Origin of the sequence: Pseudomonas sp. S10E 269, assembly GCF_002798465.1 — a bacterium.
In the GTDB taxonomy this organism is placed as follows: Bacteria; Pseudomonadota; Gammaproteobacteria; order Pseudomonadales; family Pseudomonadaceae; genus Aquipseudomonas; species Aquipseudomonas pergaminensis.
Map to the genome: position 1 here is coordinate 878,630 of NZ_PHIJ01000001.1, position 15,607 is coordinate 894,236.

Annotated in this window: 12 protein-coding genes; 2 read left to right on the forward strand and 10 right to left on the reverse strand. The window is 62.3% G+C overall.

Going from position 1 to position 15,607, the window contains the following annotated elements; all coding sequences use genetic code 11:
- Positions 1-78: 78 nt before the first annotated feature.
- The 10 genes from lysS to CWC48_RS04275 all read right to left on the reverse strand — a co-directional run bounded on the left by lysS (position 79) and on the right by CWC48_RS04275 (position 12,910).
- Positions 79-1,581 carry a lysine--tRNA ligase gene (lysS, locus tag CWC48_RS04230; protein ID WP_078047173.1) on the reverse strand — a complete coding sequence of 501 codons (1,503 nt, stop codon included), beginning with the start codon at positions 1,579-1,581 and terminating at the stop codon, positions 79-81.
- An 81-nt stretch (positions 1,582-1,662) separates the two neighbouring features.
- Positions 1,663-2,758, reverse strand: a protein-coding gene (prfB, locus tag CWC48_RS04235) for a peptide chain release factor 2 (RefSeq protein WP_099493714.1) whose coding sequence is annotated in 2 segments (ribosomal slippage) — positions 1,663-2,685 and positions 2,687-2,758 — 1,095 coding nt in all. Because the reading frame shifts where the segments join, the coding sequence is not laid out codon by codon here.
- Between the two features lie 884 nt (positions 2,759-3,642).
- On the reverse strand, positions 3,643-4,644 hold the full coding sequence (locus tag CWC48_RS04240; RefSeq protein ID WP_078047172.1) for a PleD family two-component system response regulator: 1,002 nt from the start codon (positions 4,642-4,644) through the stop codon (positions 3,643-3,645).
- A 51-nt stretch (positions 4,645-4,695) separates the two neighbouring features.
- Entirely contained in the window at positions 4,696-5,706 is a 1,011-nt protein-coding gene (locus CWC48_RS04245) for a chemotaxis response regulator protein-glutamate methylesterase (RefSeq protein ID WP_078047171.1), read from the reverse strand.
- Positions 5,703-7,967, reverse strand: a complete 2,265-nt coding sequence (locus tag CWC48_RS04250; protein ID WP_100491388.1) for a hybrid sensor histidine kinase/response regulator — start codon at positions 7,965-7,967, stop codon at positions 5,703-5,705. The genes CWC48_RS04245 and CWC48_RS04250 overlap by 4 nt, the downstream gene beginning before the upstream one ends.
- Entirely contained in the window at positions 7,964-8,665 is a 702-nt protein-coding gene (locus tag CWC48_RS04255) for a chemotaxis protein CheW (RefSeq protein WP_100491389.1), read from the reverse strand. Before CWC48_RS04255 ends, CWC48_RS04250 begins: the two co-directional genes overlap by 4 nt.
- The gene (locus tag CWC48_RS04260) at positions 8,662-9,921 is read right to left on the reverse strand and encodes a protein-glutamate O-methyltransferase CheR (protein WP_100491390.1); all 1,260 of its coding nucleotides are present in this window, start codon (positions 9,919-9,921) and stop codon (positions 8,662-8,664) included. Before CWC48_RS04260 ends, CWC48_RS04255 begins: the two co-directional genes overlap by 4 nt.
- A complete protein-coding gene (locus CWC48_RS04265) occupies positions 9,918-10,430 on the reverse strand; it encodes a chemotaxis protein CheW (RefSeq protein ID WP_078047167.1) in 513 nt (170 codons plus the stop codon). The genes CWC48_RS04260 and CWC48_RS04265 overlap by 4 nt, the downstream gene beginning before the upstream one ends.
- The gene (locus tag CWC48_RS04270) at positions 10,430-12,052 is read right to left on the reverse strand and encodes a methyl-accepting chemotaxis protein (RefSeq protein ID WP_078047166.1); all 1,623 of its coding nucleotides are present in this window, start codon (positions 12,050-12,052) and stop codon (positions 10,430-10,432) included. The genes CWC48_RS04265 and CWC48_RS04270 overlap by 1 nt, the downstream gene beginning before the upstream one ends.
- Positions 12,053-12,199: 147 nt before the next feature.
- A complete protein-coding gene (locus tag CWC48_RS04275) occupies positions 12,200-12,910 on the reverse strand; it encodes a tellurite resistance TerB family protein (RefSeq protein WP_078047165.1) in 711 nt (236 codons plus the stop codon).
- A 168-nt stretch (positions 12,911-13,078) separates the two neighbouring features.
- On the opposite strand from CWC48_RS04275, the gene CWC48_RS04280 reads away from it, so the two are divergent.
- Both CWC48_RS04280 and CWC48_RS04285 read left to right on the forward strand, forming a co-directional pair.
- On the forward strand, positions 13,079-13,990 hold the full coding sequence (locus tag CWC48_RS04280) for a LysR family transcriptional regulator (protein ID WP_012722545.1): 912 nt from the start codon (positions 13,079-13,081) through the stop codon (positions 13,988-13,990).
- A gap of 133 nt (positions 13,991-14,123) precedes the next feature.
- Complete coding sequence (locus tag CWC48_RS04285; protein ID WP_177409472.1) at positions 14,124-15,581, forward strand: gamma-aminobutyraldehyde dehydrogenase; 1,458 nt, start codon at positions 14,124-14,126, stop codon at positions 15,579-15,581.
- The last annotated feature ends 26 nt before the right edge of the window (positions 15,582-15,607 follow it).

Sequence of the window (15,607 nt, forward strand, 5' to 3'; positions counted from 1 at the left end):
TGGCGCTGTTTGCTTGACGCTTATAGACGCCCCATAAAAAAGCCGCCTTATAAAAGGCGGCTTCGGATTTCGCTACGGTTACGCTTGTGGCCGCATGTGCGGGAACAAGATCACGTCGCGGATCGACGGCGAGTTGGTCAGCAGCATCACCAGGCGGTCGATGCCGATCCCTTCACCGGCGGTTGGCGGCATGCCGTATTCCAGGGCACGCACGAAGTCAGCGTCGTAATGCATGGCTTCGTCGTCGCCGGCGTCCTTGTCCGCCACCTGGGCCATGAAGCGCTCGGCCTGGTCTTGCGCATCGTTGAGCTCGGAATAGGCGTTGGCGATTTCACGGCCACCGATGAACAGCTCGAAGCGGTCGGTGACGTTCGGGTTGTCATCGTTGCGACGGGCCAGCGGCGACACTTCGAACGGGTACTGGGTAATGAAGTGCGGCTGTTCCAGCTTGTGCTCGACCAGCTCTTCGAAAATCATCACCTGCAATTTGCCCAGGCCTTCGAAGCCCAGCACCTTGGCACCGGCTTTCTTGGCGATCGCACGGGCCTTGTCGATGTCGTTCAGGTCGTCGGCGGTCAGCTCAGGGTTGTACTTGAGGATCGAGTCGAATACCGACAGGCGCACGAAGGGCTCGCCGAAGTGGAACACTTTGTCGCCGTACGGCACGTCAGTGCTGCCCAGGACCAACTGCGCCAGTTCGCGGAACAGTTCTTCGGTGAGGTCCATGTTGTCTTCGTAGTCGGCGTAGGCCTGGTAGAACTCCAACATGGTGAATTCTGGGTTGTGACGGGTCGAGACACCTTCGTTACGGAAGTTGCGGTTGATCTCGAACACTTTCTCGAAGCCGCCAACCACCAGGCGCTTGAGGTACAGCTCCGGCGCGATACGCAGGAACATTTCCATGTCCAGCGCATTGTGGTGGGTTTCGAACGGCTTGGCTGCGGCACCACCGGGGATGGTTTGCAGCATCGGCGTTTCCACTTCCAGGAAGTCACGCTTCATCAGGAAGCTGCGGATGTGGGCGATGACTTGCGAACGCACGCGGAAGGTCTGGCGCACGTCTTCGTTGACGATCAGGTCAACGTAGCGCTGGCGATAGCGCTGTTCGGTGTCGGTCAGGCCGTGGTGCTTGTCCGGCAGCGGGCGCAGGGATTTGGTCAGCAGGCGCACGCTGGTCATTTCAACATACAGGTCGCCCTTGCCGGAACGGGCCAGGGTGCCTTCGGCGGCAATGATGTCGCCCATGTCCCAGGTTTTCACCGAGGCCAGGGTTTCTTCGGACAGGGTCTTGCGGTTGACGTAGACCTGAATGCGACCGGTCATGTCCTGGATCACCATGAACGAGCCACGGTTGAGCATGATGCGACCTGCCACCTTGACCGGGATCGCAGCCTCTGCCAGCTCTTCCTTGGTCTTGTCCGCGTACTGCTTCTGCAAGGCATCGCAGTAGTTTTCGCGGCGGAAGTCGTTGGGGAAGGCATTGCCCTTGGCGCGCTCGGCAGCAAGCTTTTCCTTGCGCAGGGCGATCAGGGCGTTTTCTTCCTGTTGCAGGGCTTGCGGGTCGAGTTGTTGGTCGCTCATGTCTTTTGAAATTCCATCACAGATACGTTTTCCCCAGCCTTCGGCTGGGGATCGCGGGCAAGCCCGCTCCTACAAGGTTCTTTAGAGGCCGGATTTCAGGCTGGCTTCCAGGTATTCGTCGATATCGCCGTCGAGCACCTTGTCACAGTCGCTGCGTTCGATGTTAGTGCGCAGATCCTTGATCCGCGACGCATCCAGCACATAAGAGCGGATCTGGTGACCCCAGCCGATATCCGACTTGGTGTCTTCCAACGCCTGTGACGCGGCGTTGCGTTTCTGCATTTCCTGCTCGTACAACTTGGCCCGCAGCATTTTCATGGCGGTGTCCTTGTTGGCGTGCTGGGAACGTTCGTTCTGGCAGCTGACCACGGTGTTGGTCGGTACGTGGGTGATACGTACGGCCGAGTCGGTGGTGTTCACGTGCTGGCCACCGGCACCGGAGGAACGGTAGGTGTCGATACGCAGGTCGGCCGGGTTGATCTCGATCTCGACCTTGTCGTCGATCTCTGGCGAGACAAACACCGCAGAGAACGAGGTGTGGCGACGGTTGCCGGAGTCGAACGGGCTCTTGCGCACCAGGCGGTGCACGCCGATCTCCGTGCGCAACCAGCCAAAGGCGTATTCACCCTTGATATGCACGGTCGCGCCCTTGATACCGGCGACTTCACCGGCGGACAGTTCCATGATGGTCGCTTCGAAACCGCGCTTGTCAGCCCAGCGCAGGTACATGCGCAGCAGGATGTTGGCCCAGTCCTGCGCCTCGGTGCCGCCGGAACCGGCCTGGATGTCCAGGTAGGCGTTGTTCGGGTCCATTTCGTGGCTGAACATGCGGCGGAATTCAAGCTTGGCGAGGTTTTCCTCGAGACGGGCCAGCTCGGCGACGACATCGCCCACTGCGCCTTCGTCGTTTTCTTCGACGGCCATGTCCAGCAGGTCACGGCAATCGGCCAGACCGGTGTTCAGTTCGTCGAGGGTATCGACGATCTGCGCCAGCGCAGCGCGCTCGCGGCCCAGTTCCTGGGCGTATTCGGGTTTGTTCCAGACACTCGGATCTTCAAGCTCGCGATTGACTTCGGTCAGACGCTCATGCTTTTGATCGTAGTCAAAGATACCCCCGAATAGTTTCGGAGCGCTCGGACAGGTCCTTGATGGTGTTAAGGATCGGGTTGATTTCCATGGCGGGCAGCACTCGTTGGCGAACTTTTGAAAGCCGGCGAGTATAACGGGAAATGGGGGGGAGCGGCAGCCCGCTTGGCGAAAAGGCGTTGGGGGTGGGCTTTACGGGGTACATATCCGTTGCTGCGGTAACGGCTGGTATTGGTTCCGCTCTTACAGCGGGTCACTTTTGAAAAGAGCCCAAAAGTAACCAAAAGGCTCTTGCCCCAACACTCGGCATCTCGCCTAGGCTCGGTGTGCCCGTAATCCGACAGTGATTTGGGGGGCCGCCGCCACGCGCCATCCATGGCGCGGGGCGGCTAAACCGGCATCCCTGCCGGTTTACCCCCCAAATCCCTGCCGAATTCCGGCCAGCGTGTTTAACGGGGCGCCTAAGATCAAAATCAAAAGCAAAAGCACAGCGGCCTGACAGCCGGCTTGAGTGGTGTAGAGCAAAAGCAAAGGCAAACGCGGTTCATCGTAGGAGCCGGCTTGCCGGCGATGGTCGTTAACGATGATGGGGATACATCTGGATAAACGCGGCGGTCTCACGCTTTTCGCCGGCAAGCCGGCTCCTACAAGGGACTGCGTATCTACGATGCGAAGCGAGTCGCTCTTGATCTTGATTTTGATCTTAGGCGCCCCGTTAAACACGCTGGCCGAACGCAGGCTTTGGAGCGTGGGTAACCCGGCAGGACGCCGGGTTAGCCGCGCTGGGCCAAGGATGGCCCATCGCGGCGGCCCACGCTCCAAAGCCGGAGTGAGGGCACACCGAGCCTAGGCGAGGTGCCGAGTGTTGGGGCAAGAGCGTTTTGCTTACTTTTGCGCTTTTCAAAAGTGAGCCGCCGTAAGGGCGGAACCGATACCAGCCGTTACCGCAGCAACGGATATGTACTCAAAGGCACCCTACTCAATCCCCACCTGATTCCGCCCATTATGCTTAGCCGTATACAACCCCTTATCCGCCGCCATGATCAATTGACGACAATCCGTCCCCTGCACCGGCGTCATAGTCGACAGCCCGATACTGATAGTCAGACTCGCCCCCTCAGTCGGCGCGTTATGCGGAATCTTCAGAGCAGCCACCGCCATGCGCAGCTTCTCTGCCACCAACCGCGCCCCGCCCGGCGAGGTGTTAGGCAGCACCAGGGCAAACTCCTCACCGCCATAGCGCGCCGGCAAATCCGAAGGCCGACTGCTCGCCTCACGAATGGTCGCCGCCACCTTGCGCAACGCCTCATCCCCTTCAACGTGCCCAAAACTATCGTTATAGGTCTTGAAGAAATCCACATCAATCATCAACAACGACAACTGAGTCTGGTCACGCATGGCCCTACGCCACTCCAGCTCCAGGTATTCATCAAAGTGACGACGGTTAGACAGCCCGGTCAGGCCATCGGAGTTCATCAGCCGCTGCAATACCAGATTGGTGTCCAGCAACTGCTGCTGGCTGACCCGCAACGCACGGTAAGCCGCATCCCGCTGTAACAGGGTCATGTAGGACCGCGAGTGATAGCGAATGCGCGCCACCAACTCGATGTTGTCCGGCAGCTTGACCAGATAATCATTGGCCCCGGCAGAAAAAGCCGCGCTCTTGATCAGCGGATCTTCCTTGGTGGAAAGCACGATGATCGGGATGTTCTGCGTGGCCGGATGGTTGCGGTATTCGCGTACCAGGGTCAGGCCGTCAAGGCCAGGCATCACCAGGTCCTGCAGGATAACGGTCGGTTTGATACGGATCGCCTGGGCGATGGCCTGGTGGGGATCGGCGCAGAAATGGAAGTCGATGTTTTCTTCATGGGCCAGGCCACGCCGCACGGCTTCGCCGATCATGGCCTGGTCGTCGACCAGCAACACCATGGCGGCGTTTTCGTCGGTCTTGATGTCGTCGATCTGTAAATCATTCATGTGCAGTCACCTGAATTACTGCCTGCAAGCCGGTGCTGCGAGAGGTCGTGTTCATTTGGCAAAGACCTCCAGCAATCGGGGCGCAATTCTATCCAGTGGGCGAATTTCAACAGCAGCATCAATCGCCGCCGCCGCTTTGGGCATGCCATACACCGCCGAGCTCTGCTGATCCTGGGCGATGGTCAAATAACCTTGTTCACGCAGCAACTTGAGGCCCTGGGCCCCGTCGCGCCCCATGCCGGTCAGCAGTACACCGACGGCATCGCCATTCCAGTGGCTGGCCACGCTTTCGAAGAACACGTCGATCGAAGGCCGGTAAATCTCGTTCACCGGCTCTGCGGTATAGGCTAGCGTGCCATTCTTCAATAAACGAATGTGGTGGTTGGTGCCGGCCAGCAGCACCACGCCGCTTTGCGGGGGCTCGCCTTCGCGGGCCAGGCGTACCGGCAGGCCGGAGGCGCTGCTCAGCCACTCGGCCATGCCAGCGGCGAACACCTGGTCCACATGCTGCACCAGCACGATGGCGGCGGGGAAGTCGCGGGGTAAGCCCTTGAGCAGGATTTCCAGGGCAGCCGGGCCGCCCGCCGAAGAGCCGATGGCCACCAGGCTCTGGCGTTTGCCCGAGGAACGCTGCGGCGCGGTTTCGGCGCGCACGCGGCTGCCGCGCTGGCCGATCAGCCAGCCGATGTTGAGGATCTTGCGCAACAGCGGTGCCGCCGCATCCTTGGGGTTGCCCACGCCGAGGGTCGGGGTGTCCACCACGTCCAGGGCACCGTGGCCCATGGCCTCGAAGACCCGGCTCACGTTGGCCTGGCGGTCGACGGTCACGATAACGATGGCGCACGGGGTCTCGGCCATGATCTGGCGGGTGGCTTCCACACCGTCCATCACCGGCATGATCAAGTCCATCAGGATCAGGTCCGGCGTCAGTTCGGCACAGCGCTGCACCGCTTCCAGGCCATTACTGGCCACCCACACCACCTCGTGCGCAGGCTCGAAGCTCAAGGCGCGGCGCAAGGCCTCCACTGCCATGGGCATGTCATTGACGATCGCAATCCTCATGCCCGTGCGCCTCCGATCAGTTCCACCACGGCGTCCAACAGGGCGTCATCGTGGAAACTGGCTTTGGCTAAATAATAGTCGGCGCCGGCATCCAGTCCACGACGTCGGTCTTCTTCACGATCTTTATAAGACACCACCATCACCGGCAACGATTGCAGGCGACTATCACGGCGCAAGAGTGTGACCAATTCAATACCGTCCATGCGAGGCATATCAATATCAGTGATCAACAGGTCAAAGTCTTCGGAACGCAAGGCGTTCCAGCCGTCCATGCCATCGACCGCCACGGCCACTTCATAACCACGATTAAGTAACAATTTGCGTTGCAGCTCACGCACGGTCAGCGAGTCATCGACCACCAGCACCCGCTTGCGCGGCGCCTCGGTGGTTTGCTGGCTGCGCCGGGCAATACGCTCCAGACGGCCGGTGTTGAGCAGTTTGTCCACCGAACGCAGCATGTCTTCCACGTCGACGATCAACACCACCGAGCCGTCATCCAGCAAGGCACCGGCGGAAATATCCTGGACCTTGCCCAGGCGATCATCCAGCGGCAACACCACCAGCGTACGCTCGCCGATAAAGCGCTCCACGGCAATCCCGTAGACCGCATCGCGCTCGCGGATCACCACCACTTTCAAGGTTTCGGACGGGGCCTGCCCCGCCGGGCGCTGCAACAACTGGCTGGCGGCGACCAGGCCGACATGCCGGCCCTCGTGCCAGAAATGCTGGCGACCTTCCAGCTGCACAATGTCATCCGGCGCCAGGTCGCACATGCGTTCGATATGGGCCAGCGGGAACGCATAGGCTTCCTCGCCAACTTCCACCACCAGGCTGCGCACCACCGACAAGGTCAGCGGCACTTCCAGGTGAAAACGACTGCCCTGCCCCGCCGTCTGTTCCAGCACCACTGCGCCGCGCAGTTGGCGGACCATGTGCTGCACCGCATCCAGGCCGACCCCGCGCCCGGACACTTCGGTGACCTTGTCGCGCAGGCTGAACCCCGGCAGGAACAGGAACGTCAGCAACTCTTCTTCGCTCAGGCGCAGGGCGGTTTCCACCGGCGACAAGTGCCGGTCGACGATGGTGCCGCGCAGGCGCTCCAGGTCGACGCCATTGCCGTCATCGCTCAGTTCCAGCACCAGCAAACCGGCCTGATGAGAGGCGCGCAGGCGGATCAAGCCTTCGGCCGGCTTGCCCGCCAACAGGCGTTGCTCAGGCATTTCGATGCCGTGGTCGACGGCATTGCGCAATAAATGAGTGAGCGGCGCTTCGAGTTTTTCCAGCACGTCACGGTCGACCTGGGTCTTTTCGCCCTCGATCTCCAGGCGCACCTGCTTGCCGAGGCTGCGGCCGAGGTCGCGGACCATGCGCACTTGCCCGGCCAGCACATCGGCAAACGGACGCATGCGGCACGCCAGCGCAGTGTCGTAGAGCACTTGGGCGCGCTGCCCGGCCTGCCAGCCAAACTCGTCCAGCTCGGCGGTTTTTTCCGCCAGCAGGGCCTGGGCTTCGCTGAGCAGTCGGCGCGTGTCGGCCAGGGCTTCCTGGGCTTCGTGGTTCAGGGCCTGGGTCTTGAGTTGCCCGTCCAGGGTGTCCAGTGCGCGTACGCTCTGGCTTTGAATGCGTTTGAGGCGCTGCAGGCTGGCCAGGTACGGCTTGAGCCGCTGGGTTTCCACCAGGGATTTGCTCGACAGGTCCAGCAGGCTGTTCAAGCGCTCGGCAGTCACCCGCAGTACGCGCTCGCCGCCTTCGGTCATGCGCTTGCCTTGGCGCGGTGGCTCGCTGGTCACCGGCGGCGCGGGCTCGGGTTCCGGCGGCAGTTCTTCGACCACGGGCGCAGGCTCTGGCGCGGTCGGTTTAACCGGCGCCTGGGACGGATCGAGCAGGCGCTCCATCAACGCCACGTAGGCTTCGATGTCCGCCGGCCCCACGTCATTGCCGGGTGTAGCGATGCGCATCAGCAGGTCGGTGCCTTGCAGCAGCGCATCAATATGCTCAGGTTGCAGGTACAGGCGGCTTTCCTGGGCGCTGACCAGGCAATCCTCCATGACGTGGGACACGCTGACGCCAGCGTCCACCCCAACAATGCGGGCGGCGCCCTTGAGCGAATGCGCCGCGCGCATGCAGGCTTCAAGCTGGTCGGCCTGGGTCGGGTTGCGCTCCAGGGCCAGCAGGCCCGCGCTCAGTACCTGGGTCTGCGCATCGGCTTCCAGGCTGAACAGTTCCAGCAGCGAGGCATCGCGCATCTGGTCGGGGGTCATGTGAGGCTCCGGGTCACGGCGGACAACAATTGCGCCTCGTCCAGCCAACGCAGGCTGCGGCCTTTCCACTGCAACACACCTTGGGTGTAGCGCGCGCTGGCCTGGGTGCCCGAGGCGGATGCTGCCTTCAAGGTGCGCTCATCGATGGCGTGAATTCCGTCGACTTCATCCACCGGCACCACCACCGGGCCATCCTGGGCAGCGATGATCAGCATACGCGGCATGATCCGCCCACCGCTGGCGCCATTGCCGGTAGCGTCCAGGCCCAGCAACTCCACCAGCGACAGGCACGCTACCAGCGCGCCGCGCACGTTGGCCACGCCGAGCAAGGCGCGCGAGCGCTGATGGGGCAGCGAGTGAATCGGTTGCAGCGGCGCGACTTCCACCAGGCAGCGGGTGGCAATGCCCAGCCATTCTTCGCCGAGACGGAACATCAACAGTGACCGCGTGACCACATCCTCGCCCACCTCGACCGCCGCGTGCGGTCGATGCGCGTCCTGCTGCAAGGCGTAACGGTCGAGCAAACGCGTGGCGGCCGCCGAGTACACCGAACAGTTACGGCAATGGATATGGTCTGCCAGCAAGGGGCAGGACTTGTCGCCGTGGATGCCGATACGGTTCCAGCAATCGTCGATGGCCTGGGTGTCGGCCAGGGTCAGGTCCAGGCCCGCGGTGTCGAGCGCGTCGGTGCTACTCATCGTTTGGACTCACTGTCAGCTCGCTCACTCCGGGCAGCCCGCGCCTGCAAGCGGCGCGCCCCCGCACTGTCGCCCTGGGACTCGAGCAACGCGGCCAGGTGCATCAAGGCCTGCGGATGCTGGGGTTCCAGGTACAAGGCTTTTCGATAATAGCCCTGGGCTTCCAGGGCGCTGCCGGCCACGTCGCTGAGCAGCCCCAGCCAGTAGAACACCTGGGCGGCGGGCGGGTGACTACTCAAGTAACGTTCGCAGGCTGCACGGGCCTCGGCACTTTTGCCTTCGTTGGCCAAGGTGGCGATCTGGCTGAGCAAGTCGCCTGCGTCGGACGGCGGCGCCTTGATCGGCACCACCTGGGCACTCGCAGAGGTAAACGGTCGTGGCTTGGGGGCAATCGACGCGGTGCTGCGTTGCGGCAATGGCGCGGGCATCGGCTTGAACGCGGGTTCAGGCTGGGCCGGCTCGGCATGCCGGCTGAACGCAAAGGACTGCGGCACACCGATCGAACGCATGCCATGGCGCCCCAGCAGGCTGCCCTCGGCGGGGCCGATAAAGAGCACGCCATCCACGTGTGTCAGGCCCTTGAGCACGTCGAACACTTGCTTCTGGGTCGGCTGGTCGAAGTAGATCAGCAGGTTGCGGCAGAACACAAAGTCATAGCTCGGCTCATTGGCCAGCAGCGCCGGGTCGAGCAGGTTGCCGACTTGCAGGCGCACCTGTTCGCGCACACGGTCGGCCAGATGATAGCCGTCGCCATACTCAGTGAAGTGGCGGTCGCGAAAACCGATATCCCCCCCGCGAAACGAGTTCTTGCCGTACACCGCACGTCGCGCGCGCTCCACCGACAGCGGGCTGACGTCCATGCCCTGCACTTTGAACTGGTGCGGCGCAAGGCCGGCGTCCAGCAGCGCCATGGCAATCGAATAGGGTTCTTCGCCGGTGGAACACGGCAGGCTGAGGATACGCAGTGCGCGCATCTGCTTGATTTCCGCCAGGCGCGCCTTGGCCAGGCGGGCCAGGGTCGCAAAGGATTCGGGGTAACGGAAAAACCAGGTTTCGGGGACGATCACCGCTTCGATCAGCGCCTGCTGCTCATCGACGGAGCTTTGCAGGTGCAGCCAGTAGTCGCCGGCCGTTTGTGCATTGACGGCCTGGCTGCGCTGGCGCACTGCACGCTCGATGATGGCTTCGCCGACCGACGCGACGTCCAGGCCGATGCGCTCTTTAAGGAAGGCAAAGAAACGCGGGTCGTGGCTCATACGCGCAGCTCGGCAGAAAACAGCACGGCGCGCACGTCATCGGTGAGCAGTTCGTTGACACCGATCCACTGCATCAAGCCCAAGGCATCTTCACGCACCAACCCCAGGTACGGCGCCTCGCGGTTGTCTAGGCCGTAGGTCTTGAACTCGCCGAGGTCGCAACGCAGGGTGTCGGTGGCTTGTTCCAGGATCAGTCCCAGCCAGCGGGCTTCAACCCAGGGCTGCGGCTGGTAATTGACCAGCACCAGGCGCGTGCTGGTACGGGCCTGCGCCGGTTGGCCGAAGGTCAGGGCGCAGAGGTCGATGACCGGCACCAGCGCGCCACGGTGGGCAAAGATGCCCGCCACCCACGCCGGTGCATGGGCAATGGGTTTGAGCGGCACGCGCGGCAGGACCTCGGCAATTTCCGTGGCCCTGAGGGCGAAGCGCTCGTCGCCGATGTGGAACACCAGGAACAACGCCTTTTTCGCTGCCGGGACGGCGCCGCGTTTAGCCGCGAGGTCGCTCATCAGACTTTGAAACGCGACACGCCGCTGCGCAGACCGACCGCGACCTGGCTCAGCTCGTCAATGGCAAAGCTGGCCTGGCGCAGTGACTCCACGGTCTGGCTGCTGGCATCGCCCAGTTGCACCAGGGCGTGGTTGATCTGCTCGGCACCGGTGGCCTGGGCCTGCATGCCTTCATTGACCATCAACACCCGTGGCGCCAGCGCCTGCACCTGATGGATGATCTGCGACAGTTGCTCGCCCACTTGCTGCACTTCGAACATGCCGCGACGCACTTCTTCAGAGAACTTGTCCATGCCCATCACGCCCGCCGACACCGCCGACTGGATCTCGCGCACCATCTGTTCGATGTCGTAGGTGGCCACGGCAGTCTGGTCGGCCAGGCGCCGCACTTCGGTGGCGACCACGGCGAAACCACGGCCGTATTCGCCAGCCTTTTCGGCCTCGATGGCGGCATTGAGCGACAGCAGGTTGGTCTGGTCGGCGACCTTGACGATGGTCACCACCACTTGGTTGATGTTGCCGGCCTTCTCATTGAGGATCGCCAGCTTGGCGTTCACCAGGTCGGCGGCGCCCATCACCGAGTGCATGGTCTCTTCCATGCGCGCCAGGCCTTGCTGGCCGGAACCGGCGGCGACCGATGCCTGGTCGGCGGCGGTGGACACTTCGGTCATGGTGCGCACCAGGTCCTTGGACGTGGCAGCAATCTCGCGGGAGGTGGCGCCGATCTCGGTGGTGGTGGCCGCGGTTTCGGTGGCAGTGGCCTGTTGCTGCTTGGAGGTGGCGGCGATCTCGGTCACCGAGGTGGTCACCTGCACCGACGAGCGCTGGGCCTGGGACACCAGCGCGGTCAGCTCGGTCATCATGTCGTTGAAGCCGGTTTCGACGGCGCCGAACTCGTCCTTGCGCTCCAGGTTCAGGCGTTTGCTGAGGTCGCCGTCGCGCATGGTTTCGAGGATGTCGACGATGCGCTGCATCGGCGCCATGATCGCGCGCATCAGCAGCAGGCCGCACAAGCCGGCGGCGAGGATGGCGATGACCAGCGACACGGCCATGCTGATCTTGGCCGACAGCACCGACTCGTCGATCGCCGCCGTGGCCCGGTCAGACACGTTCTTGTTTTCAGTAATGATGTCGTTGAGCTTCATGCGCCCTTCGGTCCAGATCGGCGTCAATTGCTCTTCCAGCAATGTGCGCGCACCCGGCAGGTCATTGGCGTCGACGCGCTCAAGTACCTGGCTCAGGACTCTGTTGTAATTGATGTGCGCCGCCTTGAAGTTATCGAACTCCATGCGATCGGCCTGGCCATGAATGGTTTTTTCATAGCTGGCCATCTGCTGTTCAATACGCGCTTCGAACGACTTGTAATCCGTCTTATCGGTATTGGTGAAGGTTTTGTCGTCGCGCAGGCCGATGATGTCGATGGTCTGCAAATAGCTATCGACCCAGGCGCTGCGGATCATCGAGCTGAGGTATACCCCTGGCACCGCATCGTCCCGGACCGCTTCCTGGCTGGCTTCGATCTTCAGCAACCGTGAGTAGGACACCACGACCATCAGCAGCATGATCGCGATAATGACCGCAAAGCTCGCCAAAATCCGTTGGCGCAAGGTCCAATTCTTCACAGTAATTCCTCGAAGGGCCATTCAAATGGGGGGAGTATAGCTGAGCACAAGCCCTCATTTATCAACGGGTTTTGATGTAGCACCCGCAGAATGCAAAAACACCCCGGGCCATGGCGGCAACCGGGGTGTTCGTGGTCAATGACAGGCTCAGAGGGTGGCTTGGCGCACCTGTTTCTCCAGCTCCAGCTTCAAGCCTGGCTCCAGTTTCAGTTGGCGTGCCAGCTCGTCGAGGTAGGCCTTCTCCATGAAGTTTTCCTCGTCCACCAGCATCACGCTGGCGATGTACATCTCAGCCGCCATCTCCGGCGTGCCGGCAGCGCGCGCCACGTCAGCAGGGTCCAGGGGCTTGTTGAGTTCGGCGTGCAGCCAGCTTTGCAGCTCGCGGTCGTTATCGAGCTTGGTGAATTCGCCTTCGATCAGCTCGCGTTCGCGCTCGTCCACATGGCCGTCGGCCTTGGCTGCGGCGACCAGCGCCTTGAGGATGCCTTGGCTGTGTTGCTCGACCTGCGCCGGTGGCAGGCGGTCGATGGTCTGCGGCTCGCCCTGGGGCGCATTGGCCTGGTTGGCCTGCCAGTTGCCGTAGGCTTTATAGGCGATCACGCCCAATGCCGCCAGGCCACCGTAGGTCAGGGCTTTGCCACCGAATTTGCGCGCTTTCTTGTTGCCCAGCAGCAGGCCCATGGCACCCGCTGCCAGCGCGCCGCCCCCAGCACCACCCAGCAGGCTGCCCAGGCCACCACCGCCGAGCAACCCGCCCAGCGCGCCTTTGTCGTCCTGTTTACGCTGGCCGCCAGCCTTGTTGTGCAGCATGTCCTGGCCAGACTTGAGCAACTGATCGAGCAATCCACGGGTATTCATTCGCAGCCTCCAGACACTTGGGTTCGTAGGACCAATAGGCCCCCAGCGTAAAACTAAGTGCCAAAAAGCCTCGATCTAGAGTGCTTCCAGATGTAACGCGGTCGCCCTTCACTTAAATCGATATACACTCGAACAAATCTATAAAAACACCCCACTGGTAATTCCAGCATGATGACCTTGCGTCAAATCCGGCACTTTATCGCCGTGGCCGAGACCGGCTCGATCTCCGCCGCCGCGCAGACGGCGTTTATTTCCCAGTCCACCTTGACCCTGGCGATCCAGCAACTGGAGCAGGAAATCGGTGTGAACCTGTTCAACCGTCACGCCAAGGGCATGACCCTGACCCACCAGGGCCATCAGTTCCTGCGCCAGGCGCACCTGATCCTTGCCACCGTCGACAACGCCAAGCGCAGCCTGCAACAGAGCACCGACCAGGTCGCCGGCCAGTTGATAATCGGCGTGACCAGCCTGGTGGCCGGTTACTACCTCGCCGACCTGCTCACACGCTTCCAACGCGCCTACCCCAACGTGGAGATCCGCGTCATGGAGGATGAGCGCCCGTACATCGAGCATTTGCTGGTCAGCGGCGAAATCGACGTGGGCGTGCTGATCCTCTCCAACCTTGAAGACCGCCACGCCCTGCAAACCGAAGTGCTCACGCACTCCCCTCACCGCCTGTGGCTGCCGGCGCAGCACCCGCTACTGGAACACGACAGCATTAACTTGGCCGATGTGGCGCGCGAACCGCTGATCCAGCTGAATGTCGATGAAATGGGCCACAACGCCCAGCGCCTGTGGGCCGGCGCAGGCCTGCAACCTCGTGTGACCCTGCGCACGGCTTCCACCGAAGCCGTGCGAAGCCTAGTGGCGGCGGGCCTCGGCGTGTCGATCCAGCCGGACATGACCTACCGCCCCTGGTCGCTTGAGGGCGACATCATTGAAGCGCGCCCGATTGCCGACCTCAGCCAGACCCTCGACGTGGGCCTGGCTTGGCGCCGTGGCACCGCACGGCCTGCGCTGGTCGACCCGTTCCTCACCGTCGCCCGTGAACAGCCCCACCCGCGCAAGCCATCTATTTAATCGAATGCTGCATTCAGTATTTAGTATTTGTTGACCTCGCGCCTGACCTCTAGTCTCTGTTCATCCCCTAAGAGAAGGTCAGGCGCCTTGTAAGAGAACGCCCATGGCCACACAAGAAAAGAGATCGCGAAAAATGTCCGGCGCGCCCACCCCGCTGCTCACTGCGTTGCTGATCGACGGCGAACTGGTCCAGGGCCAGGGTTTCGCCGAGCCGATCCTCAACCCGGCCACCGGTGAAGTGCTCACCCAAATCGCCGAAGCCGGCACCGAGCAGGTCGAAACCGCGATCCTCGCCGCCCACCGCGCCTTTGCCGGCTGGTCACGCACCACGCCGCAGCAGCGCTCGAACATCCTATTGGGCATTGCCGACGCCATCGAAAAACAAGCCGACTACTTGGCCCGTCTGGAATCCCTGAACTGCGGTAAGCCCTTGCACCTGGCGCGTCAGGATGATTTGAGTGCCACCGTCGATGTATTCCGCTTCTTCGCCGGGGCTGTGCGTTGCCAGACCGGGCAACTGAGCGGTGAATACCTGCCGGGCTACACCAGCATGGTGCGCCGCGATCCGATTGGCGTGGTGGCCTCGATTGCACCGTGGAATTACCCACTGATGATGGCCGCGTGGAAGATCGCCCCGGCCCTGGCCGCCGGTAATACCCTGGTGTTCAAGCCGTCGGAACACACGCCCCTGTCGATCCTGGCCCTCGCCCCTGTCCTTAAAGAGCTGCTGCCGCGTGGGGTGATCAATATTCTCTGTGGGGGCGGCGAAGGTGTCGGCAGCCATCTGGTCAGCCACGCCAAGGTGCGCATGGTCTCGCTGACCGGCGATATCGTTACCGGGCAGAAGATCCTGCAAGCCGCCTCCAAAACCCTTAAACGCACGCACCTGGAACTGGGCGGCAAGGCCCCCGTGATCGTGTGCAACGACGCCGACCTGCAAGCCGTGGTCGAGGGTGTGCGCGCCTACGGCTACTACAACGCCGGCCAGGATTGCACCGCCGCGTGCCGCATCTACGCCCAGGCGGGTATCCACGACAAACTGGTCGCTGAGCTTGGCGCTGCCGTGAGCAGCCTGCGTTTTGCCGGCAAACGCGATGCCGACAACGAACTGGGCCCGCTGATCAGCACGCGCCAGCGCGACCGGGTTGCCAGTTTTGTCGAACGCGCCCTCGGCCAGCCGCATATCGAACGCATCACCGGCGCCGCCGTGCATTCCGGTGCCGGCTTTTATTACCAGCCGACGCTGCTGGCCGGCTGCAAACAGAACGATGAAATCGTGCAGCGCGAAGTCTTCGGCCCGGTGGTCACGGTGACGCGCTTCGACGAGCTGGAGCAGGCGGTGGACTGGGCCAACGACTCCGAATACGGCCTGGCCTCGTCGGTGTGGACCCAGAACCTGGACAAAGCCATGCAAGTGGCGGCACGCCTTCAGTATGGCTGCACCTGGATCAACAGCCATTTCATGCTGGTCAGCGAAATGCCCCACGGCGGCTTGAAGCGCTCGGGGTATGGGAAGGACCTGTCCAGCGATTCGCTGCAGGACTACAGCGTGGTGCGCCACATCATGGCGCGCCATGGCCAGCATCTTTAAAACAACAACTAAGCTCATGCGTTACC

Bases quoted from the DNA above. Each gene is read 5' to 3' on its own strand.
- lysS (WP_078047173.1), bottom strand. From the start codon at position 1,581: ATGAGCGACCAACAACTCGACCCGCAAGCCCTGCAACAGGAAGAAAAC.
- CWC48_RS04240 (WP_078047172.1), bottom strand. From the start codon at position 4,644: ATGAATGATTTACAGATCGACGACATCAAGACCGACGAAAACGCCGCC.
- CWC48_RS04245 (WP_078047171.1), bottom strand. From the start codon at position 5,706: ATGAGGATTGCGATCGTCAATGACATGCCCATGGCAGTGGAGGCCTTG.
- CWC48_RS04250 (WP_100491388.1), bottom strand. From the start codon at position 7,967: ATGACCCCCGACCAGATGCGCGATGCCTCGCTGCTGGAACTGTTCAGC.
- CWC48_RS04255 (WP_100491389.1), bottom strand. From the start codon at position 8,665: ATGAGTAGCACCGACGCGCTCGACACCGCGGGCCTGGACCTGACCCTG.
- CWC48_RS04260 (WP_100491390.1), bottom strand. From the start codon at position 9,921: ATGAGCCACGACCCGCGTTTCTTTGCCTTCCTTAAAGAGCGCATCGGC.
- CWC48_RS04265 (WP_078047167.1), bottom strand. From the start codon at position 10,430: ATGAGCGACCTCGCGGCTAAACGCGGCGCCGTCCCGGCAGCGAAAAAG.
- CWC48_RS04275 (WP_078047165.1), bottom strand. From the start codon at position 12,910: ATGAATACCCGTGGATTGCTCGATCAGTTGCTCAAGTCTGGCCAGGAC.
- CWC48_RS04280 (WP_012722545.1), top strand. From the start codon at position 13,079: ATGATGACCTTGCGTCAAATCCGGCACTTTATCGCCGTGGCCGAGACC.
- CWC48_RS04285 (WP_177409472.1), top strand. From the start codon at position 14,124: ATGTCCGGCGCGCCCACCCCGCTGCTCACTGCGTTGCTGATCGACGGC.